The following is a 22,504-nucleotide window of genomic DNA, read 5'->3' as shown; positions in this document are numbered from 1 at the left end:
TGTTATAAGGAGACGGGTGTTACCACCAGTCGCTGGGGGCGGAGGCTGAATGAAACAGGACCCTACTCATTTTAAATAATTAAAACAATAGGGACCTGTTTTTCGTTATTAATTGCTATTTTCCTTCAATAGATCGCGTATCTCTTTAAGCAGCTCCTCCTTCTGATCAATTGCCGGTTCTTCGTCAACTTCCTCATTCTTCTTACGTTTGAATTTCGATAACAATCGGATAAACAAAAAAATAGCTAGGGCAATAATGAAGAAGTCAACAATGGATTGGATAAATTCACCGTACAATATCTTTGCCTCACCAACTTTAAGCTTTAGGTTGGAAAAATCGATACCATTTAATAAAATTCCAACCAATGGCATAATAATGTTATCAACCAAGGATGAAACAATTTTTCCAAACGCTGCCCCCATCACGACCGCAACAGCCAGTTCCATGACATTTCCTTGCGCAATAAAGGCTTTAAAATCTTTCCACATACTTTTTCCTCCACTTCTTCGGGTGAATAACCCCTATTATACACAATGGGAAGAAGTTTTTAAAAATTTCCTGTATCTTTTAAAGTTTTCGTGGTATAATAAGATCAACTATTGGCGTTCGGAATATGTAAGGCTATTACCCTGAATATGTAAGAGCAAGAATAGTAATAACGTGCAAACGAGCACTTGGAGGAAAAAGAATGAATAACGGTACAGTAAAATGGTTTAACGCAGACAAAGGTTTCGGTTTCATCGAAGTAGAAGGTGGAGATGACGTATTCGTACACTTCTCTGCTATTCAAGGTGAAGGATTCAAAACTTTAGAAGAAGGTCAAGCAGTTCGCTTCGATATCGAAGAAGGCAACCGCGGACCACAAGCTGCTAACGTTGAAAAAGCGTAAGTAATGTTACAGAAAAGCTCTCCCCGATTTCGGGGAGAGCTTTTTGTGTGCCTAATATTTAGGATGATGTATTGCCCCGATCCCGTTGATGTTTCGTATTTTGCTGTCGATATTCTGGGATTTCCTGTTGATATTGCATGTTTTACTGTCGATATTCTGTTGTTTCCTGTTGATATTGCATTTTTCACTGTTGATATTTCGTCCTTTTCTGTTGATATTAGTACTTAACTACTGCAATTCCCACCCCGCATCTACCATCTTACGTTTCCTCCAGTGATGAAACACAATAGTTTACATTTGATCCTTGTAATTCTATAGTTAATAAAGAAGCTATTTTACAAGGAGTCGATAAAATGTCACGATACGATTTCACAAGAAGTTCATTTCTAAAGTTTGTCAGAAAACTGGATGAAAACATCATTGCTGTACAGCCTAAAGGTTTTCGCAATACGTTGCATTGGCATGTTGGTCATGTGCTTGTTACTACGGAAAGCTTTCTTTTTGGCTATCCAAAGCAATCAACAAATATTCCCGAATCCTATAACGACTTTTTTAAATCGGGAACCAAACCGGCTGATTGGCCTGAGGAAGTACCTGCTTTACAAGAAATCATTAGTTATCTGGAAGAACAGTTAACCCGACTCAACGAGCTTTCTGATAAATATATGCAGACGGAATTAACGTTCACGCTGCCATTTGGAGATTTTAAAACGTATGGGGATTTATATGATTTATCTATTCATCACGAAGCAGAGCATCTGGGTCAGATAAAGGCAATGAAACGGATCATTGAAGCCTAAATCGACTTAGCATAACCTCTAAGCAACAAGCACTGAAAATAAAAAGGTATAATTCCTCAAATTTGAGAAATTATACCTTTTTCTATATCCTAAGTCAAAAACCATATTCTGCTTCCTTCGATTCCCGAATGTTTATATACGTTTCCGCTAATACGACAGTATCCTCAACCAAACGATGAATCCGGAACAATATATCATCATTGGTAATTTCTTTCCGGTAAAAATCCTTTTCCTCGATAAATACATATGTCTGCACTAATTGTGCTTTCATATAGGATAGAATTGGTTTTAATTGCTGCTCAGCAATTAGATAATGCTTGGATGATCCTGCTGTCACCAGGATACTGACAACTTTATCGCGAAAGGCCTTTTCCGGAAGTAAATCAAATATATTCTTCAATGTAGCTGGGATGGAAGCTTGAAAAATCGGTGTCCCGATAATAACCGCATCCGCCTCCATGATTCTCTTTGCTACATATTTTGTGTCCCCTTCATATTCCAAATAATTACGGCCATCACTAAACTGGACGTTATAATCTGCCAAATCAAGTAATGTCACTTGCATCTCTGGATATTTTTCAGTGACTGCTTTTAGGCAATAGTCCATCGCTGTTCTTGTTTTGGAACCAATGATTGACCCAGATAATGCAACAAGCTTCATTTGTCTTTCCCCCTAGTCTTTTGCTGTATATTTTTTAATTGCAGGTAAAATTTCCGTACCAATTATCTCAATATTTTTCCGTAACTTATTAAAAGGCATCCCACCGAAATCAATTTGCGCGATATAACGCTGATGACCGAATAGTTCATGCTGATAGAGGATCTTTTCAATAATTTGCTGCGGACTGCCGATGTTCATGATGTTATGCGGATCCACACCTTGGGCAAAGTGCTGCTTAGGAAAGCCTTGTCCATTCGTTTTCTTCATCCCTTCATTAATATGAGGATATAATTCCTTTAACGCTTGCTGCGATGTTTCAGCGGCATAGAAAAATCCGGCCGTTGCTACTGGCAGTTCAGCTGGATCAAAGCCACGGCTTCGTGCAGCATCACGATACGCATCAACTGTTCGTTTGAAAACAGTGGCCGGACCGCCTAAATGAGCCATAAACATCCCAACTCCGGCATAGCCTGCTTTCATAGCACTAGCAGGCGAGCCACCGACCGCACGCCAGATCGGGATGGAGCCATTTTGTGGACGCGGAAGTACCTGTGCATTATTTAATGGTGCACGAAATTCGCCATTCCAATTAACAACTTCCTCTTCATTAATTTTTACCAAGAGATCAAATTTTTCCTCAAACAATTCTTCATAATCACGAAGATTATAACCTAATAATTCAAAGAGTCCTACTCTGGATGCACGACCGGCAATGATCTCGGCACGACCTTTTGAAATTAAATCAATCGTTGCGAAATTCTCGTATACCCTTACTGGATCAGATGTACTGATAATCGTAGAGGAGCTTCCAAGTTTGATTGTTTCGGTTGCCTGGGCAATAGCGGAGAGAACAACAGCGTGTGCCTGGGTTGCAAAATATTCCTGATGACTCTCCCCAACACTAAAAAAGTCAATCCCTGCCTGTTCGGCCAGCTTCGCATATTCAATGATTTCATGAATACGCTGCTCTGCTGAAATTCGCTCGCCTGTTCCAGGATTAGACAAGTGATCACCCAGTGTATAAATACCAAACTCCAGCCCTTTATGTTGATCGATACGGTATTTTTCCATCTATTATATTCAACCTTTCTTACTATACTATTTATCGACTTTATATTGCACGTTTTCTGCTTTTCCATTAATCGTTCACAATGTTATTATAGAGTATAATAGCCAATAACATAAGTACGCACTTTTTTGTGGTATAGTATACAAAAGGATACTCAGGAGTGATAGAATGAAAAAAACACCGGAGGAATGTCGTGTTGAGGATGCGTTAAGTATTTTAGTTGGGAAATGGAAACCGATTATTTTATTACATCTATTGCAGGAAGGCACCAAACGTTTTAGTGAACTAAAACGCAGCATGCCTGGAATTACGCAGAAGATGCTGACAAAGCAGCTTCGGGAATTAGAGGATGAAGACATCATAAAGCGTGTTGTTTACCCGCAGGTCCCACCCAAAGTGGAGTATTCCATTACAGAATATGGCAGAAGCTTGGAACCAATTTTGGAAGCCATGCATGAATGGGGAACAAAGCATACGCAGCATAAGATGGAAAAGATGAATCAGAACAGCTCTTAACTATGCCGCCAAACTAGTGTTAAGCGTAGTATTTATACCTTTAAAAAGGCCCTTCCTGTATCGCAGGAGGGGCACTTACTTATATTAAAATGTTTCCGTCAAACTTGTCACAATCTGCTTCTTCCTTGATACGACACCTTTTAAAAGTGCACGGTTGTTTTCCAAAGTAACGTCAAATGCCTTTTCTATATTATCTTTTGCTTTACCAAGTGCCAGTGCATCCGAATCATTGTTAATAATGTCGGTCACAACAAATAGGAATAAATCCAGATTTTTTCTCTCAATTGTATGGTTGATTTCCTTTTCCAGTTCCGCCTGATGGGCTAAAACAGCACTTGTGTCAACCGCGTTAACCTGAGCGATTTCTACTTTTGAACCGTTCATGTCAAATTCTTTGGCATCCATTGAGATAAGTTCTGCCATTGTTTTGTCGCTCAGATCAGCCCCGGCCTGCAGCATGTCCAAACCATATTTTTCAAGATCAACGCCAGCAATTTTCGCCAACTCATGTGCTGCATCGATATCTTCCTGCGTACATGTTGGTGACTTCAACAATAACGAATCGGAAATAATCGCAGAAACGAGTAATCCAGCAATTTCCTTCGTAATGGCTACATCGTTTTCCTGATACATTTTCTTTAAAATCGTTGCTGTACAGCCAACAGGCTCCACGCGGAAATATAATGGCTCTTTCGTTTCAAAATTTGCCACCCGGTGATGGTCAATAACTTCCACAATGCGCGCATTGTTAATATTGTTCACACTTTGCTGGAATTCATTGTGATCGACCAAAATAACATCACTATTTTCCGGAACCGTTTCAATTAAACGTGGTGCTTTTACGTTAAAATAATCAAGGGCATATTGTGTTTCTTTATTAACCTCACCTAAACGGACAGGCTCTGCGTCAGCCCCCAATTCATTTTTCAAATGCGCATATGCAAGTGCAGCTGTGATTGTATCTGTGTCGGGATTTTTGTGTCCAAATATGAATGTTTTTTCCATGGTAACTCTCCTATCAAATTAATATCATGTATCTCAATTATAGGGTAACAGTGCAAATTAGAAAAGTACTTGACCTTGGTTTGTTATAAGCCGAAACGAATGAAGCCGCTTTCGAGCTTTTTAATGCTAATCAATTATGTACTGCCTTTAACGTCTCGGTCACGCCCCAAATTTTATCATAGCCATTATAGTCATTGAGCGCGATATCAAGGTCATGAAATAAACGGTGCAGATTCCGTACACTGTCCGTTGTTTTCTTGCTTAAAACAGTATCAGCAGTCTGTTTGATATGTTCCAGATCCGTTCTCAACGCATCACTTTTAACGCTGGTAACCTCCTCATCTATCCCCACGGAAACCTTCTCAGCCTGCTTTGTTTGTTCAACCCAATCCAGTGAATTAATTGCACCGTAGCCTGTCGTTTCATTATAAAAGTCATGCATGTCCGAAACGAATTTGCCGATTTCCTTATGAGATTGTCCAACAGTATCTTGGACTTCTTCCACTTTATCTACTGTTTCCTTCGCTTTTGCTTCCTTGTTATTGTCTGTCTTATCTTTCTCTTCCTTGGCCACTGTTTTTTGCTGGTCACGATCGAAAAATGCGGTAAGATCTAAATAGAATAGATTTGAAAAGAATAGCAATGAACCTGCCAATACGACTAGAATAACAGTAGTAAAAGTCCAGCCAAACCAGCCCATTTTCCTTCCATGTTTCCCCAAACTGACAACCCCTTTCGGTGACTGTTGCGTTGGATCGTAGGTGGTTAGATCGAGTTCCTTGATAAGTCGATCAATTCCCACGTCCTCTCGATCGAATTTTTAGAAGGCTTGATCGATTTCAAGGTGCACTCGATCGTTTTTCCTGCCCTCTCGATCAGTTTCACGATCGATTTCACATTAATCCAATTAATAGTTTCCACTAATTTCCTTTCTCATTATACCACGCGATAACACGCTGTTTAATGGCTGTTTCGTTCGTTTCGGTTGCCCCGAATCCACCAATGTCCACAATCCGGACAAACTGCTTTCCACTATCATCAGCCATTTTAACCAAGCAATATCCTTCAATATTAGATGGAATAATTTCTAATATACGCTCATTTTGATATAAATCATAAATTTTTTCTTTATCTGTTTGACTTACTCCCCATTTGTCTGGCGGTTGATTTTGAGATGAATCTGCCGGAGCTTTCTCGGGCATTGGTGTTTTATAACCAATTTCATTATTCATACTGTGCAGCAGCCTAATTATTTCAGAGAGACCGATAAACAACATTCCGGATATAATACCTGCGAAAAAGTAGGTAAAGAATATGGACCACACCATCCCGCCTCCGATTCCGAAATCATAATCATAACTCATATTACCGACAGCTAGCCCCGTGATAAAGCCAATAACCATGATGGCAGTTCCAATGATAAACAGAATTTTAGCAATCAAATTTTCCTTCATTTACTTTCCCCCTCCCTATATAGTATTCTACATTGCGTAAAGACTACCCTTCCAAAAACTAATAAAACTGAAAAGATGTATTTCCACCCTTTCAGTTCCATTGTTCCAGATGACGTGTGTATTATATTTTCAATTGGAAGTAAAACACCGTTCCATTTTTTATGGACTATTCCATTTCGTATTATGTTTGATCCTTTCGCTTTGCTAATTGCTCCCGGTCTATAACTCCCGGCGGCTGCTCCAGCCAGGCATGTTTAATCATCAAATCAGCACCGTCTTTGGCATATTGGGCAATTTCGAATGAGAGCCGTTCATAATTAACCGCTAAATCACTGCGTTGACTGGCAGCCGCAGCAGTCGCATAATTTCCTATTCCAGAAGAAGCAAGCAACGACATATGAAACATAAGTAATTTATCGGAGAATGTCTTCGTACTCGAATCACTAACGGCTACATCAGGTAGTTGTGCTGCTTGAATATTGTTTTCCAAAAGGGTGTCCGCAAAAATTTTAATATGCTTACCTGATATCTTATTCCCGCGCAGCATATATTCCCGAACCTCTTTTGTCGGAGAGGTTTGTGCAAAACTGATACTAAGCTTTACACCTACATGATTTGTTATGATATTCATGTATAAATAAGAAATTTCTATTGCATTTAATGGCCGTTTCGTGCTGAAGGGGTTTAATCCTTTTAAATACTTTTTATTATTCACATAGTCAGATTCCTTGGGTAATTCGATATATGGTGGTCGCGCATATAACCCTTTTGCAATAGCCGTTTCCGTCGTTTGATTATAAAGTGTTGCGGTTTGCGATAAAGCATTTGTAAAATACATACGAATATCAGAACGTGCACTCATTGCTAAAAAGCCACTGTAGGCCAGCATCCCTACCCTTGCCATTTGGTTTACATAAGTTAAACAAAAGACATCGGAAAATAACCACGGGGCATCCATATTAACATCCTGTTCAGTGAATCCATTCGGAATTGCATATTTTTCCTGTCTAAACAAGGCTGTTAATTCTTCCAAATGTCCTGTAGAAATGTCATAGGCATATTGGACCTGCTCCCTAATTTCCTCATCCTGCAAATCTTTTAACATAAAACGCAATACGCATACGGACATACTATCATTCATATATGCAGTCCATAGGGAAGCTATTTCAGATGATGTAAGATGGATCGGTTGATGGCTCATTCGAAATCCTCCTAAAAAGGGCCTTATTTGCAACTAGTTTTTGCCTAAAGTGGATCGATTATTCACTGGTGAAGCTATGGTGGGATCGTGCCAGGAGACTGTTCACATTACGCGAATAATGTTTGACAAAATTCAGGAAGTGACAGGTCCGAATTACACCTCCCACGACTGTTCTTCGTTATCTTCTATAATTCCTAATACGACATCAGCCACTTCTGGTCTCCTAAGCAGCTTGTCGGATAACTGAAATTTAATATCATCAGCTTCTGCCAGAGTAAAACCCTTTTGTAATTCAACGGTTGCTTCCACATGGAAAGACCGTCCCTCCTGAACAACACGCATGTTATAAATATCCACCACCGATTCTTCCTCCAGCAGCAATTTGGCTATTTTGTTCTCCACCTCAGCTGGCGCAGCTACCCCAATTAGCCCAACCATATTGTCATACCCAACACGAAAAGCAACGAAGAGCATCAGAACACCAATTAACATTGAAATAATGCCATCTGCTTTCAAAATATCAAAATACTGTGCTAGAACAATGCCAATTATCGCCAGTGCCGCACCGGTTGTAGCAACTAGGTCTTCATAAAACACAAGCCTTGTTGCTGGTGCAGCTTTGGAAGCATTTTTAAATGCTGATGTCAGAAAATTCCCGTTTTTATTTGCACTTGCTTCACGGGAGATTTCTTTCATTGATTTTATTAGAATATAGCCATCAATAATAATAGCTCCAATAAGGATAACGAAGTTCAGCCAAAAATCACCCGTCGGTTCCGGATGCCGGAATGATTCCCACCCGGATTTGATTGTTTCATATGCCATAACGGTAACAACAATAACAGCCACCATACAAAAAATATTAATAACCCGTCCGAAGCCGGTTGGAAATCGCTTGGACGGTTTCATTTCCGCTAGTACACTGCCAAAAAAGACAAACCCCTGATTCACTGTGTCTGCCAATGAATGCATACCTGTTGCAAACATCGTACCATTACCACTAATAGTGGCGACGATTAACTTCGCCGCAGCAATAATTGCATTACCAATTGCTGCGAGCCCGGAAGAAATATTCCCTTTTTTTATTAGTTTGAGAAAATGCATCTGCCGTCCCCCTCATTTTGTGATTAGTCTTTGAAAAACCAGTTATTATATGCATGAAAAATTTATGATAGTAACAGGCATTGATCAGGATTTGCCCAGCGTTTTTATTAAAAAGATTATACGTGAGACTATTTCATATTCAATAATTATTGAACCTTATATTCTAATAGTATAGAATATAAGAAAATTAGCGAGGTGATTGAGTATGGATATTTTTAATACAACAAGCAGAAAACGAGAAACGTATCAAGTTGAAATTAAATACTCCCCTTTATGGGAATGTTCATTAGGGATAGCAGCCATTACCAATACGTCACTCTTAGATTCATTGGAAAAGCCCGCTAGTTATTGGAGAGAAGTCAAGGAGACCATTTCAGAAACATTACGTAACCATTTAGATTATGTAGAAGAAAATAACACATGGAAAGCGCTGCTTCAATTACTGCATCAAGAGGATTTTTCAACCTTGGAAGCATTCACATCATACATCCAAACGCTCTCTGCAGAAGCATTAAAATTTATCTGTTTACCATACCTGGGAGACGCACATCAAGTTTTAAGGGAGCGCGCCGCAAATAAAGACCAGCAAGCTATTAAACAGCTGAAAGAACTAACTGCCGACAATTCCTTTTTCCCTCGTTACATTACATTTATCAGTCACGCAGATACAGACCAGTTGAAAAGCCATCTCATTGCCGTCATGACAGGGTGGTATAAGGAAGTAATAACAGAAGAATTGGATCAACTTAAAAAGATATTGCAAACAGATGCAGAAGCAAAGGAATACATGAAAGAAAAAATGCATCCGGAGGAATTTGTTGAATGGGCAACGTTTGGCATTACATATGCCCCGGAACCTAGTGTTTATAACGTTTTACTTATTCCACATGTTATCTACCGTCCTTGGAATATTGTTGCCGATATAGCAGGGACCAAAATATTTTACTATCCTGTTGCAAATCAGAGTATCGCTCCTAATGACACCTATTTGCCCAGTCACGCTTTAATCGTAAAACACAAAGCATTGGGTGATGAAGTTAGACTAAGGATTGTTAAAATGCTGTCTGAAAACAGTCATACGCTTCAGGAACTTACAGACAAATTAGCTATGGGCAAATCAACTATTCATCATCATTTGAAAATGTTGAGATCAGCACAACTAGTAGAGATTAGGGATGCAAAATATGCCTTAAAAAAGAAAGCCATTGATTCCCTAACAAAGGAACTGGATTATTACCTGCAGCAGTAATAGACATGAAAACGATTAGAAAGCGGTGCGGAAATGAGCCTTTTTAAAAATAAATCCTTTCTTTTTATCTTGATCGGAAACGCTATATCTGAATTAGGAGGAGCTTTTGGTACGTTTTGCAATTCGTTATTAATCTATGAATTGACCGGTTCAACAATGGCGCTTGGCAGTATGTGGTTATTATACTTCCTGCCCTCGCTCGTGCTGCAACTTTTCATTGGCCCCTATATTGATAAATGGAGCAGGAAATGGATCATGATTTTTGCGCTCTGGAGTCGAGGAGCCATTTTTCTCATCCCACTCATTTCATTGATAACCGGTGACTTAGTTCCTTGGCATATCTATGTTGTGCAATTGATTGTCGGCTTAATTACGCCATTATATGTACCGGCCAATCAAGCAATCCTGCCAACAATTATTCCAAAGCATCAGTTGAGTACAGCAAATGCTTATGTAGATGGAATGGTTCGACTGATGACTTTCATGGCCCCGGTTGCAGCCGGTATTGTCACTCGCTACATCGGTATCGGCATAACGCTTTTCCTCGTTTGTGCGCTACTTGTTTCTAGTGGATGTTTGTTGATCTTTGTTGAAGAGAAAAAAAGCGGACAAGCAATACGGAAAACTTGGGCAGAACAATTTTTGGAAGGAATGAACTTTTTCTTCAGACAAAAAATGATGGTCTGGCTAGGGATTTTTCTTGCATTTGTGCAATTTGGTGTGGGGGTTACGATGGTTATTAACCTGCCGTACATAACCGATGTTCTGAACGAAGACTATGCGATGTACGGATATTTTATGGCTGGATTCCCATTAGGATATGTTATCGGGACAATGCTCGTTGGGAAAATCACCTCCCGCAAGAGACGAATGCTGATGCTTGGTACACTTGCAATAGGAGGCCTCACCTATATCAATTTAGGGATCACAGCTTCCATCACCTTTGCTATCACAACTGAAGTGATAGCTGGCATTGTGATGGCTTTCTTTAATGTTCATAATACAACTATTTGCCAGCAGACCGTCCCCAACCATTTAATGGGAAAAGTCTTCTCGGTTCGCTTATTAATTATAAGAGGAATGATGCCCCTGGGTGTGCTCGCTGGTGGACAGCTTAGTGAATTATGGGGGATCAGGCCGTTATTCATCTTCATTGGCACGATCATTTGCCTTGTCTCAATGATCGGGATCGTATTGCCGTATTTTTCGTTTATGGACCAGCCTACGGGTGAAGCGAAAAATGCTTCTTAATGCAAGATAAGGCTGAGCCATTTATGTATGGTGCTTCGGCCACGGGAGCGCGGATATCGATCGAAAATGTGGGGCCGCCGAAAAAGACATGAAACGCTTAGCTAACACAAAAAGAGTAGAGATTCACCGAGAATCTCTACTCTTTTTCTTATCGTCTAGGAAATTATAAAATTTTGCGGCTGTGGATAACTTAATAACCAGATAAGCCACGTCCGGCTCCAGCGCCCAGCGGCTAGTGTGCAACACCCGCCTCCGTACGATAAGTCAACATCGACTCGGGTAAGAAGGTAGGCCGACTAAGAACGGGCTTTGCGCCCAACGTCGGCATACCCCTTTTGCAGGGGCATGTTTCCTTTATCTCCTACGGTAGGAATGTTCGGTTAAAACCGCCGCTTTGCGCGGCAACACCGAACCACCCTGCTTGGCAGGGCGCAGCACATACGCCGCTAAACGGGCGCTTGCGCCTTTGTTATTCCCATTTCGTATGGAAAATCCCTTCCTTATCAACACGTTCATACGTGTGTGCGCCAAAATAATCACGTTGTGCCTGGATTAAATTTGCACCACTTTTAGCTGTTCGATACCCATCATAAAAAGATAGGGCTGCACTAAAGCATGGTAATGATAAACCATTCTCCAGCCCTTTGATGGTTACTTTTCTTAGAGATGATTGATAATTCGTTGCCTTCTCTTGGAAATATGGCGCAAGTAGAAGATTGGTTAAATTAGCATCTTCCTTAAATACGTCACTAATCATATTTAGGAAATCTGCTCGAATAATGCAACCACCTCTGAATAATAATGCGATCTCATCTAAATGTAATGACCAACCATATTGAATGGAAGCTTGTTTATATTGGTAAAATCCTTGTGCATACGTACAAATTTTACCCATAAATAGTGCTTCTTTGACAAGATTGATCCATTCTTCTTTTGATAATGCCTCATCATTTATTTGTGGACCGGATAATATTGTCTCAGCATGAACTCTTTCATCTTTTATTGCCGATAAATACCTGGCAAATACGGATCCAGTAATGATGGATGACGGTACACCTATATCCAAAGCATTTTGGCTTGTCCATTTACCAGTTCCTTTTTGCCCTGCTTTATCCAGGATAATATCAATTGTTGGCAGGTTTGTTTCCGGGTCAACATGGTCAAATATATTGCCCGTAATTTCAATTAGATAGCTTTTTAATTCCGATTCATTCCAGGATTTAAAGACTTCCGACAGCTCTTTTAACGTAAGCCCAAGCTTTTCGCGTAAAAATACATATGCCTCTGTAATGAGCTGCATGTCAGCATATTCAATACCATTATGAACCATTTTTACATAGTGGCCAGATCCTTCAGAACCAAGGTAGCTGCAGCACGGTTTTCCATCAACTTGGGCAGCAATTTTTTCTAAAATAGGAGCTACTTGTTCATATGCTTCAAAGTCTCCACTTGGCATTAATGCCGGTCCATGTAAAGCACCTTCTTCGCCACCAGAAACGCCAACGCTGATAAAGTGAATTCCTGTGTTACGTAACTCATGGTATCTTCTGTTAGAATCCTGAAAGTTGGAATTTCCACCATCCATGATAATATCCCCCTTCTCTAGTAAAGGGATTAAAGATTGGATAACTGAATCGACTACTGGACCAGCCGTTACCATCAAAAATATTTTCCGTGGACGTTCTAATGATTGAACAAAATTTTCAAGTTCATAATGAGCTTCTACATGTTCGTTGGGAAACTCGCTGATAAATTTTTCCGTTAAGTCGGGGGTATAATTGTAAACTGCAACTTGTTCCCCTTTATTCACCATATTTTTAGCAAGATTTCCACCCATGACACCTAAACCGAATAAACCAATTGTATTTTTCAATTTATGACACTTCCTTTATACAAATAGACTTAATAGCAGTACAAACCCTAGACCAACTACAGAAATAATGGATTCCAACAAGGTCCATGTGGAGAATGTTTCTTTCATCGTTAACCCGAAATATTCTTTAAACATCCAGAATCCTGCATCATTCACATGTGAAGCAATTAAACTACCGGCACCAGTAGCTAATACCATTAACGCTAAATTAACATCCGTGCCTTCGATTAACGGGATAACAAGGCCAACTGTTGTTAGTGCGGAAACAGTTGCTGATCCTAACGCAATTCTTAAAATAGCAGCGATAATCCACGCCAGCAATAGTGGGGACATACTGCTGTTTGAAAATAAATTCGCAACAGCATCACCAACACCGCCATCAATTAGTACTTGTTTAAATACACCGCCACCACCAATGATTAATAGCATCATCCCAATAGCACGGATGGATTCTTCTGTTGATTTCGCAATATCTTTCATTGGTATTTTACGCGCAATTCCCATTGTGTAAATAGCAAGTATGATGGAAATTAATAATGCGGTAGTTGGCTCACCAATCAATTGAATAATGTCAAAGAATAGATTCCCTGAGATATCCCAAATATCTTGTAATAAATTAATAATCGTAGCAATCGCCATTAGGATTACTGGAAATAAAGATGTAAAAACACTGATTCCAAAACCAGGTGTTTCTTCTATTTTAAACGCTTTAACTTCACCTAAAGAAGCGATACTTCCTGTTTTTTCAAAAGCACCCGGAACAAGTTTCTTGGCGAGTAGCGTGAATAAGGGACCAGCGATAATAACGGATGGAATCGCAATAATTAACCCATAGATTAACACCATTCCAATATTTGCATCAAATTGTTGTGCAATTACCGTCGGACCTGGATGGGGCGGCAAGAATCCATGTGTTACCGATAATGCTGCAGCCATTGGTATTCCCAGGTACAAGATAGAAATTTTTAATTGTCTAGCTATTTGATAGATGATCGGTATTAATAATACAAGTCCTACTTCAAAAAATAAAGCAATCCCGATAATAAAGGAAGCAATAACGACTGCCCATTGGATGAACTTCTCTCCAAACCTATTGATTAGCGTGATGGCAATACGTTGTGCACCACCAGCGTCAGCAACTAATTTACCCAGGATTGCACCAAAACCAAAAATCAATGCAATACTCCCTAGTGTACCACCCATTCCACCTTCAATCGATTCCACAATTTTATCGAGGGGCATTCCTAATGCTAAGGCAACTAGAAATGAAACGATAATAAGCGAAATAAAGGTATTTATATTTAATTTCATGATGAAAATTAGTAATAAAACGACAGCTAATGCAACAATAATCAGCGGAATTAAATTATCGATAATTGACATTTTCGTTTCCCCAATCTCTCTAAGTTAGTAAGTTTTATTCTGCTTGGTAATTCGCTATTTTTTCATATTCGACTTGCAACGAACGAGAAATACTAATGAAAATTGGCATAACCTCTCTATACGCTTTTTCATGTTGTGGATCTGGTTGATGACGATGTGTCGAGCCAATTAAATCCTTCACAACATCAAACGAATCAATTTTTTCCAGTGCATATAATCCTAATAAACAAGCTCCTAAACAAGATGACTCATAGCTTTCTGGGACAATGACTTCTTGGTCAAAAATATCGGCCATCATTTGCCGCCATAATTCGGATTTGGCAAAGCCACCTGTTGCTTTAATGGAAGTTACCGGTGTATCCATTACTTCAACCAAAGCCAAAAACACTGTGTATAAATTGTAGATAACGCCTTCAAGAGCCGCTCTTATCATATGTTCTTTCTTATGATTTAACGTTAACCCAATGAAGGACCCGCGAACATTTGCATTCCATAAAGGCGCCCTTTCACCCGCTAAAAATGGATGAAACAGCAATCCATTTGAACCCGGCTCAACGCCACTGGCAATCCTGGTTAGTACTTCATATGGATCCATTCCTAACCGTTTCGCTGTTTCCACTTCGCTTGCAGCAAGTTCATCCCTAATCCAGCGTAGTACGATACCTCCATTGTTAACAGGTCCACCAATAACCCAGTGATCTTCTGTTAATGCATAACAAAAAATACGACCTTTTGGATCTGTTTGTGGCTTTGGAATAACCGTCCGTATTGCACCACTTGTCCCAATTGTTACGGCCACTTCCCCTTTGTTAATCGCATTTACGCCGATATTGGATAAAACACCATCACTTGCACCAATAACAAAGCGCGTACTTTCTAAAATCCTCATCTCGTTTGCGTAATCTTCCCGACAACCAGTAAAGACTTCCTTTGTTGAGACAAGTCGGGATAATTTATTTTCTGATATTCCCGCTACTTGTAATGCTTCCTCATCCCATCGCAATGATTGAAGATTCATTAACCCCATCGCAGAGGCAATGGAATAATCTACGACATAATCGTTAAAAAGCTTATAAAAAACATATTCTTTAATGCCAATATACTTTTTCGTCTTTTTGGAAATCTCTGGGTTTTCCTGTTCCATCCAAGTTATTTTGCATAGAGGTGACATGGGATGGATTGGTGTACCCGTTTTCAAATAAATAGCATGTCCATTACGTTCTCCTTTTATCTTCTTCGCAAAGTGGGAACTTCGATTATCTGCCCACGTTATACAACGCGTTAGCGGCTTATCATTTTCATCGATTGCAATGACGCTATGCATCGCACTACTAAAAGCTATAAAAGTTAACTCATTCGGATTAATCTGTGACCTTTTCATGACATTACCAATCGATAATAAGACAGCTTGAAAAATTTCCTCCGGATCCTGCTCCGCGGTGGAGATATCAGGTGTATAGAGGTCATACCCATTATTTTCTTGTGCTATAATCTCCCCTGTTTCCCGAAATAAAACTGCTTTCGTGCTTGTTGTACCGATATCAACACCAAGCATAAATTTATTGTTATCCACAATATTTCCTCCCATTGCTTTGCTTATATCTTGTTCAAATTCCACAAACTATCATTACTGTAATGTTGAACATCATTAAAGTTCTTAAAAAAGGCCTGTTGAGCCAGGTTCTTATCCTTTTTCACAATGGATTCAACCATCAATTCATGGTTTCGAATGACCCGATTGAAATCCTTATCATTTTCACTAAGTCTGTGTCTCATAGATAATAAAATTAAACATTCCATCACTGGCCTTAAATTGGACCAAAGCATCAAAATGTAATTGTGATGGATGGATTTGACGATCGTTTCATGAAATTCCACATCTTTGAACGAAAATTCATCTGCATCTTTATAGCGAATAGCAACTTTCATCATCTCAATAATTTGGTTTAACTCATTGATTAGTTTCTCATTATCTCTTGTTAATACCCGTTCAAATACAAATGACTCTATCATCAACCTTATATCGTATATTTCATCAATGTCTTGTTCGGAAATACCAACTACTACAGCACCCATTCGTTGGAGCCTGATTAAACCTTCTTTCTCTAATACCTTAAACGCTTCACGGATTGGTGACCTGCTTACCTGATATTCTTTAGCCACTTGATTTTCTGATAAAATGGTCCCTTCCGCGATATCTTTGGAGATAATTCGCATCCTTAGTTCCGCAACAACCCGTTCACCAATTGAGCGTGTAGTTAACCTTTTTTCAGGATAGTGATTTTTCAAGACAAATACCTCCTCTTTAAACCCTGTATACTTGTATACAAGTATACTAACATAATTACTTTTTATTGTAAACGGTTTAATGAAGCGTATTCATTTGGTAGGGGGAACCACGGGGACGGTTCTCTTGCTTCCGTAAAAGTTTATAATGTTAAACTTTTCATAGCTTACGGTGGACATTGGGACTGCACCTAACGCTTTACCGCAAGCAATCCCAGATCCGTGTTCCGGCCATACTTGAAGAAAATCAGGCAGTTGTTTGAACTTTTGTACAGATTGGTAACTTGATCTCTTTTGAACTGAAGGATCTTTAAAAAACGATAGATATTAAGCAGCGCTATATTGGTTTGACTTTGGTCATTGTTCATTCGTTTCATGGAAGAACATACACCGTTTTTATCCCTTTCTGCGGAAAATTCGTTATTCCAGTAACGTATGGGACAACCGCTTAAACTTTTACCATATCATGAACAAAATTCCGATAGGTCTCTCTAATTGGAGTATGATTACGCCTCCATGGCAAACACTTCATGGCATGCGACGTATTGAATAAAACAACTTCATTGTTTGGTTGAATCCACCCCTCCAGTAATTTTCCACTACTGGCAAATGATGTTTTCTTATGCTTGAAAACGGTAATGCTTATAATGAGTCTAAATTAAGCGAAAACTATCAAGGAGGCAGTTTCATTTATGGATCCAAGAGAAATGCAAAAGGGAAGTACTCCTAGGCAAAGACAATTGAAACAACCTGGTATTGAGGCGAAAATGGAGCCCCTACCTGCACAACCGACTGATTATCAGGGTACAGGGAAACTCAAAGGAAAAAGTGCATTAATTACCGGCGGCGATAGCGGAATCGGCCGTGCGGTATCTATTTTATATGCCAAGGAAGGCGCAAATGTAGCGATATCCTATCTGGATGAACATGAAGATGCGGAAGAAACAAAGAGAATGGTAGAAGCGGAAGGTGTACAATGCTTGCTGCTGCCTGGTGATATTAAAGAGGAAGCCCATTGTAGCAAACTGGTAGAAAAAACAGTAGAAGCATTTGGCAAGCTAAACATTTTAGTGAACAATGCGGCGATTCAATATGTACGGGAGGATTTACTTGATATTTCATCTGAGCAGTTTGAAGAGGTTTTCCGGGTAAATTTCTTTTCACAATTTTATACGACAAAAGCAGCCGTCCGCCATATGAAAGCTGGGGATGCAATTATTAGCACTTCCTCCATTAATGCTTATCGTGGAAACCCGATTTTCATGGATTATTCCGCGACTAAAGGGGCCATTACCGCGTTTACCCGTAGTATTGCACAAAGCCTAGCCAAAAAAGGGATTCGCGCAAATACTGTCGCTCCCGGGCCGGTATGGACACCATTGATTCCATCTTCCTTCGATGAGGACGGGGTCGAGAATTTTGGACAAGATAGTTTGATGGGGAGACCTGGTCAGCCATCTGAACACGCCTGGGCATACGTCATGCTGGCAGCGGATGAATCTTCTTATATGACAGGACAGGCTATTCATATTAATGGCGGATCATGGATATCCTCATAGGGTTGAAGCGCAGGAGGATGGACTTCCTGCGCTTTTGTAAGCTTCCCTTTTTTAATAGGGTAAGTTCTTCTTAATCCTCAATAAAACGGGCAATTTCCTCTTCCTCTTCTGCGGTATATTCACTAAAATAACCTCAGCGATATCCTCTAGATTATTTACGGCTCCATTTTTAGGTTTATCAGTAACAGCTTTCTTCAACTGGGGTAACACGATCAATATGGTATAATATTTACAACTTACCTAACGAAAGGGGGAATCCCATTGAATGCAATTGGAGTCGATGCTGGTGGATCACTTGTTAAAATTAGTTACGAGGAAAAAGGAAAACTACATACAAAAACATATCCAGTCGAGGAAATTTTCGCCTGTATAAATTGGCTGCAGATACTATCCCCGGATGCCATCCTAAAATTGACCGGTGGGAAAAGTGCATTAATACAATCACTTGTAGAACAGAAAATTAAATTGGTTGATGAATTTCAGGCAACGGTTACAGGTACCCGTTATGTATTAAAGACGGAAAAACAGAGCACCCCTGACCAGTTCATTCAGGTACATATCGGAACTGGAACCTCCATTTTTTATGTAACGCCAGATTTCTATGAGCGCTTGTTAGGGACCGGGATCGGTGGTGGTACGTTCATAGGGTTAGGCAAACTAATATCCGGAAAAGAAAACTTTAACGAATTAAATGAACTGGCTGGACAGGGAAACAGTCACCAAAGTGATTTGTTAATTCGGGACATCTATGCCCCAAGCCCTTCCCCCTTGCTAGGAAGTCTAACTGCAAGTAACTTTGGTAAGGCAAACTTGAATAAAGACGCTGCCACGGCCGATCATATAGCGAGTTTAGTTAGAATGATTGGCGAAACATTGGTACTGCTTGCCACACAAACTGCCGCTGCGCATCAGCTGAAAAATATTGTCTTTACCGGTAGCACATTGGATGGTAACCAACCATTAAAAGAGCTCATAGCCAGTTTCCAGGATATACTGGATTTTAACCCAATATTTTTAGAAAAAGGTGCGTATGTTGGAGCGATAGGTGCATTGCTGGATCGATAGCAAGATCCACCTTGCAGTTATCTGAATGCTGATTATGGATCCGTACGGGCAATGATAAAATAAAAAAAGGTGGAAACAAACAATCGATCCTCTTCCTTTCATAACTCAGCAACTTAAAAAAGCTGCTCAATCATTTTATCAACATGGATCTCAGTCGTATTCAACAATGCCAAATCTGTATCATCCTCGTTTATAATCATCGGCAATTCTGTACATCCCAAAATAAGACCATCCAGATTTTCTTTCTCGGCCATGTCATGGACAATCTTCAGAAAATCTTGTTTCGTTTGCGGATCAACAATTCCGTTTTCCAATTCATCCACAATTTTTTGGTGCAAGTATTGCTGTACGTCTTCATCCGGTACAAAAATATCCTTTTTTCCGGTTATAAAAGGCTTCTTGAAAAAGTCATTCTCCATGGTGAATTTTGTGCCTAAGAGTCCCAATCGTTTTAATCCTAGTTCTTCTGCTTTTTCATATGTAGCTTCAACAATGCTGATCATGGGCACACCGACTTTTTCCCGGACCTGATCAAACACAATGTGCGGCGTGTTTGCGGAAATGATAATGAAATCGGCGCCGATGGATTCCAGTTTTTGTGCGGCTTCTCCTACATAATTAACTAGGGCATCCAGTTTCCCTTCTGAAATAAAGCGAAAAATGTTATACATATTAATACTATTAATGAATAACTCCGGAAGCTTTTGCTTGCTGTTCACCTTTTCCTGGTATTTTTTTATAAATGATTGATAGTAATCGACTGTCGATTCTGGTCCTAATCCCCCGATAATGCCTGCGTGTTTCATTCGATCCCATCCTTTCTTTATAATCCAAATGTGAATTGAAAAGAGAGAAAAAAGTATGCTCCTCTTTATATTATCATGCTTTGCCGTTGTTTGTAGTAGAATGATACCGTTATTTTTCTAACCCCAACAACACTTCCGTCTGCTAGGGTACTTAATTTCAATTGGCAGCTTTAAGCAAAAACCCCCGCTTGGCAATCCAATCGAGGGTTAACAAATTTTCAGCTTATACGATCGCTTTCCTTTCGTTTACCGGAAGAACTTGCTGCAGTTCGTACATTTCCTGCTCATTCAACGGTACCATTGGCAAGCGAACACCACCGACCGGTATACCTGCCAAATTCAAAGCTGCTTTCACAGGGGACGGACTCGGTGCCCTGAACAGGGCATTCATAATTGGTAAAAGTTCACGGTGCATGGCCGCGGATTTTTGGACATAACCCTGCCTATAATAATAGACCATTTCCTGCATTTCATTCCCGATAATATGTGAGGCAACGGAAACAACCCCTTTTCCACCAATAGCTAAAATTGGTAACGTCATGCCATCGTCACCACTATATAAGCTAAAATCATCCGCTGTTTCGCGAATGATTGCTGCACTTTCATTTAAATTACCACTTGCATCTTTGATCGCAACAATATTATCAATCTTGGATAGCGTTACAACAGTTTCCACTGACATATTTACAACGCTGCGTCCAGGAATATTGTACAGCATAATTGGTAATGTCGTTTCTTGAGCAATCGCCTGAAAATGCTGGACTAATCCTTCCTGTGATGGTTTATTATAATATGGCGCAACAAGCATGATTCCATCGACACCGACCTTTTCCGCTTCCTTGGTTAAGGCGATCGATTCGTATGTGTTGTTTGACCCGGTTCCAGCTATAACAGGAACCCTGCCACCAGCAGCTTTAACCACACATGTAAAGAGGTTTAGCTTTTCCTCTTTTGTCAAAGTTGGCGATTCTCCAGTTGTTCCAGCGACAACTAATCCATCAGATCCATTGGCAATTAAATGCTCGACTAACATACTTGTTGCTTCCAAATCAACCTCACCATTCGCTTCAAATGATGTTACCATTGCTGTTAATACTTGACCGAAATCCATTACGTCACACCCTTTGTCATGTTTTTAAATGATAGAGGTGATCAGGGCAATCGGACATAAACGCAAAAAAGCAGCAACGAAGGCTTCGCTGCTGCAGAATGTAATTACATTTAAAATTTCTGCGTAAGATAGCCCTCCATATAGTTAACCTATATGACAGTCCTGTATTTATTCAATAGCAGAACCAGCTTCCAGAGCATGAGACCCTGTCTGCTTCGGCAAATTCCCCTTTCCACAACAGTCACCGGATTTCCCATGATCCTCGCATTGCGTACTAATGGTTTTTGCGCCTCTATCCTTAAATCAAAAAAATTTGAAATAAGAAAAGTATTTAATTATCCCAACTGTATCAAATAATATGTAGTCAGGCAATAGGTTTTGTGAAAATTTTTATTTTGGGTGGTGGGATAGCCGATGGGAAAACTAATAGCATTTTTACCAAGCATCTTTTGTTATTGTTCCATCATCAACCTTACAGTCAGTTAATACCAATGAATATATATAAAATCAAATATTGTCCCTATACTTTATCGTCAGCAGCTGTGTCTTCATATCCTCCACTTGTTCGTTCAAATTGGTCACGGTTTTATTGATTTGCTGATCGACGTCTTCTAGCAAATTCTGATTGTGACTCTTAAATTTCTTTGTTTTTTCTAGCATCGCTTCAACGATTTCCCCTTTTTGGTCTTCATTAACAATGATGGAATCGACTAAATTGAAAAAAGCTTTATCATAGTCGTTGATCCTGTTAGTATGTTTCTTAAGGATTCCCTTCTTATCGGAAAGGTCTTCACTGTCTAGTATTTTTTCGGTAACGGTAATTGCATGCTCATCACCTTTCATTTTAAAGCCCTCCAACAACATCAAATAAATTTGCTATCTTTTCTTCTTCCTCAAATAAATCTTCTATTGCCGTTCGATAGTTTTCGAGATGGGTATATCCTTTTTCTACACTTTCATTTAAACTGTTTATCCTTTCCTCAATGACTGCATGATCGAATGGAAAAAACACTTCATGAACATTGATACCAATGATTGATTTATCCAGACGTGTAAAATAAACATGTTTTTTGAGAAGATATGTATAGGTGCGGGGATTTGATTCCATATCAAATATTTTGTTCATGACAGTAGTCCTTTTTTCTTTGTAGCATTGAACAATTTCCCTTTTAATTGCCGTTTGCAACATCTTAATCTCTGATGATTTATCCTCCAGCAACC

Annotated in this window: 24 protein-coding genes and 1 riboswitch; of the genes, 8 read left to right on the top strand and 16 right to left on the bottom strand. The window is 39.6% G+C overall.

Annotated elements, in window-relative coordinates:
• Positions 1-108: 108 nt before the first annotated feature.
• The gene (mscL, locus tag CZ382_RS01555; protein WP_088049495.1) at positions 109-489 is read right to left on the bottom strand and encodes a large conductance mechanosensitive channel protein MscL; all 381 of its coding nucleotides are present in this window, start codon (positions 487-489) and stop codon (positions 109-111) included.
• Between the two features lie 200 nt (positions 490-689).
• Here mscL and CZ382_RS01550 point away from each other — a divergent pair, with 200 nt between their 5' ends.
• The 3 genes from CZ382_RS01550 (at position 690) to CZ382_RS01545 (ending at position 1,690) form a co-directional block, all read left to right on the top strand.
• Positions 690-890, top strand: a complete 201-nt coding sequence (locus tag CZ382_RS01550) for a cold-shock protein (protein WP_088049494.1) — start codon at positions 690-692, stop codon at positions 888-890.
• A 45-nt stretch (positions 891-935) separates the two neighbouring features.
• Positions 936-1,118, top strand: coding sequence for a hypothetical protein (locus CZ382_RS23350; protein ID WP_140392709.1), 183 nt, complete (start codon positions 936-938; stop codon positions 1,116-1,118).
• A 125-nt stretch (positions 1,119-1,243) separates the two neighbouring features.
• Complete coding sequence (locus tag CZ382_RS01545) at positions 1,244-1,690, top strand: DinB family protein (protein ID WP_088049493.1); 447 nt, start codon at positions 1,244-1,246, stop codon at positions 1,688-1,690.
• Positions 1,691-1,784: 94 nt separating this feature from the next.
• On the opposite strand, the gene CZ382_RS01540 is transcribed toward CZ382_RS01545, so the two are convergent.
• Entirely contained in the window at positions 1,785-2,351 is a 567-nt protein-coding gene (locus tag CZ382_RS01540) for an NADPH-dependent FMN reductase (RefSeq protein WP_088049492.1), read from the bottom strand.
• A 12-nt stretch (positions 2,352-2,363) separates the two neighbouring features.
• Positions 2,364-3,422: an LLM class flavin-dependent oxidoreductase gene (locus CZ382_RS01535; RefSeq protein WP_088049491.1), complete on the bottom strand. Its 1,059-nt coding sequence runs from the start codon at positions 3,420-3,422 to the stop codon at positions 2,364-2,366.
• Between the two features lie 166 nt (positions 3,423-3,588).
• Between CZ382_RS01535 and CZ382_RS01530 the strand changes: the two genes are divergently transcribed.
• Complete coding sequence (locus CZ382_RS01530) at positions 3,589-3,936, top strand: winged helix-turn-helix transcriptional regulator (protein WP_088049490.1); 348 nt, start codon at positions 3,589-3,591, stop codon at positions 3,934-3,936.
• An 84-nt stretch (positions 3,937-4,020) separates the two neighbouring features.
• On the opposite strand, the gene CZ382_RS01525 is transcribed toward CZ382_RS01530, so the two are convergent.
• The 5 genes from CZ382_RS01525 to CZ382_RS01505 all read right to left on the bottom strand — a co-directional run bounded on the left by CZ382_RS01525 (position 4,021) and on the right by CZ382_RS01505 (position 8,700).
• Complete coding sequence (locus CZ382_RS01525; RefSeq protein ID WP_088049489.1) at positions 4,021-4,941, bottom strand: manganese-dependent inorganic pyrophosphatase; 921 nt, start codon at positions 4,939-4,941, stop codon at positions 4,021-4,023.
• A gap of 130 nt (positions 4,942-5,071) precedes the next feature.
• Positions 5,072-5,743, bottom strand: coding sequence for a hypothetical protein (locus CZ382_RS01520; RefSeq protein WP_230856080.1), 672 nt, complete (start codon positions 5,741-5,743; stop codon positions 5,072-5,074).
• Between the two features lie 118 nt (positions 5,744-5,861).
• Positions 5,862-6,395, bottom strand: a complete 534-nt coding sequence (locus CZ382_RS01515) for a hypothetical protein (RefSeq protein ID WP_088049488.1) — start codon at positions 6,393-6,395, stop codon at positions 5,862-5,864.
• Positions 6,396-6,576: 181 nt separating this feature from the next.
• Entirely contained in the window at positions 6,577-7,596 is a 1,020-nt protein-coding gene (locus tag CZ382_RS01510) for a DUF3231 family protein (RefSeq protein ID WP_088049487.1), read from the bottom strand.
• Positions 7,597-7,749: 153 nt separating this feature from the next.
• Complete coding sequence (locus CZ382_RS01505) at positions 7,750-8,700, bottom strand: cation diffusion facilitator family transporter (protein ID WP_088049486.1); 951 nt, start codon at positions 8,698-8,700, stop codon at positions 7,750-7,752.
• Between the two features lie 205 nt (positions 8,701-8,905).
• Here CZ382_RS01505 and CZ382_RS01500 point away from each other — a divergent pair, with 205 nt between their 5' ends.
• Together CZ382_RS01500 and CZ382_RS01495 are read left to right on the top strand one after the other, a co-directional pair.
• Positions 8,906-9,949 (top strand): ArsR/SmtB family transcription factor, encoded by a 1,044-nt coding sequence (locus CZ382_RS01500; protein ID WP_088049485.1) that lies wholly within the window; start codon positions 8,906-8,908, stop codon positions 9,947-9,949.
• Between the two features lie 33 nt (positions 9,950-9,982).
• Entirely contained in the window at positions 9,983-11,200 is a 1,218-nt protein-coding gene (locus tag CZ382_RS01495) for an MFS transporter (protein ID WP_088049484.1), read from the top strand.
• 469 nt (positions 11,201-11,669) lie between these two features.
• Here the strand turns inward: CZ382_RS01495 and gnd are convergent, their stop codons facing one another.
• From gnd to CZ382_RS01475, 4 genes are read right to left on the bottom strand one after another with little or no spacing between them, the layout of a single operon-like run.
• Entirely contained in the window at positions 11,670-13,073 is a 1,404-nt protein-coding gene (gene gnd / locus CZ382_RS01490) for a decarboxylating NADP(+)-dependent phosphogluconate dehydrogenase (RefSeq protein WP_088049483.1), read from the bottom strand.
• A 15-nt stretch (positions 13,074-13,088) separates the two neighbouring features.
• Positions 13,089-14,435, bottom strand: a complete 1,347-nt coding sequence (locus tag CZ382_RS01485; RefSeq protein WP_088050938.1) for a GntP family permease — start codon at positions 14,433-14,435, stop codon at positions 13,089-13,091.
• A gap of 55 nt (positions 14,436-14,490) precedes the next feature.
• Entirely contained in the window at positions 14,491-16,011 is a 1,521-nt protein-coding gene (gene gntK, locus CZ382_RS01480) for a gluconokinase (RefSeq protein WP_230856082.1), read from the bottom strand.
• Between the two features lie 41 nt (positions 16,012-16,052).
• A complete protein-coding gene (locus CZ382_RS01475) occupies positions 16,053-16,745 on the bottom strand; it encodes a GntR family transcriptional regulator (RefSeq protein ID WP_088049482.1) in 693 nt (230 codons plus the stop codon).
• 689 nt (positions 16,746-17,434) lie between these two features.
• Between CZ382_RS01475 and CZ382_RS01470 the strand changes: the two genes are divergently transcribed.
• Positions 17,435-18,301, top strand: a complete 867-nt coding sequence (locus CZ382_RS01470; RefSeq protein WP_088049481.1) for an SDR family oxidoreductase — start codon at positions 17,435-17,437, stop codon at positions 18,299-18,301.
• A 261-nt stretch (positions 18,302-18,562) separates the two neighbouring features.
• Entirely contained in the window at positions 18,563-19,366 is an 804-nt protein-coding gene (gene coaW / locus CZ382_RS01465) for a type II pantothenate kinase (protein ID WP_159457744.1), read from the top strand.
• A gap of 113 nt (positions 19,367-19,479) precedes the next feature.
• On the opposite strand, the gene CZ382_RS01460 is transcribed toward coaW, so the two are convergent.
• From CZ382_RS01460 to CZ382_RS24095, 4 genes are all read right to left on the bottom strand, one after another.
• Entirely contained in the window at positions 19,480-20,172 is a 693-nt protein-coding gene (locus tag CZ382_RS01460) for an aspartate/glutamate racemase family protein (RefSeq protein ID WP_088049479.1), read from the bottom strand.
• A gap of 223 nt (positions 20,173-20,395) precedes the next feature.
• Positions 20,396-21,283 carry a 4-hydroxy-tetrahydrodipicolinate synthase gene (gene dapA, locus CZ382_RS01455; protein ID WP_088049478.1) on the bottom strand — a complete coding sequence of 296 codons (888 nt, stop codon included), beginning with the start codon at positions 21,281-21,283 and terminating at the stop codon, positions 20,396-20,398.
• 121 nt (positions 21,284-21,404) lie between these two features.
• Positions 21,405-21,586: riboswitch (Lysine riboswitch) on the bottom strand.
• A gap of 204 nt (positions 21,587-21,790) precedes the next feature.
• Complete coding sequence (locus tag CZ382_RS01450) at positions 21,791-22,126, bottom strand: hypothetical protein (RefSeq protein ID WP_088049477.1); 336 nt, start codon at positions 22,124-22,126, stop codon at positions 21,791-21,793.
• A gap of 1 nt (position 22,127) precedes the next feature.
• Positions 22,128-22,502, bottom strand: a complete 375-nt coding sequence (locus tag CZ382_RS24095; protein ID WP_235000372.1) for a hypothetical protein — start codon at positions 22,500-22,502, stop codon at positions 22,128-22,130.
• Between the last annotated feature and the right edge of the window lie 2 nt (positions 22,503-22,504).

This window comes from Virgibacillus dakarensis (assembly GCF_900155625.1).
In the GTDB taxonomy this organism is placed as follows: domain Bacteria; phylum Bacillota; class Bacilli; order Bacillales; family Amphibacillaceae; genus Lentibacillus_C; species Lentibacillus_C populi.
The sequence above is the reverse complement of the archived record's forward strand: the minus strand, read 5'-3'. Positions and strand labels throughout refer to the sequence as shown.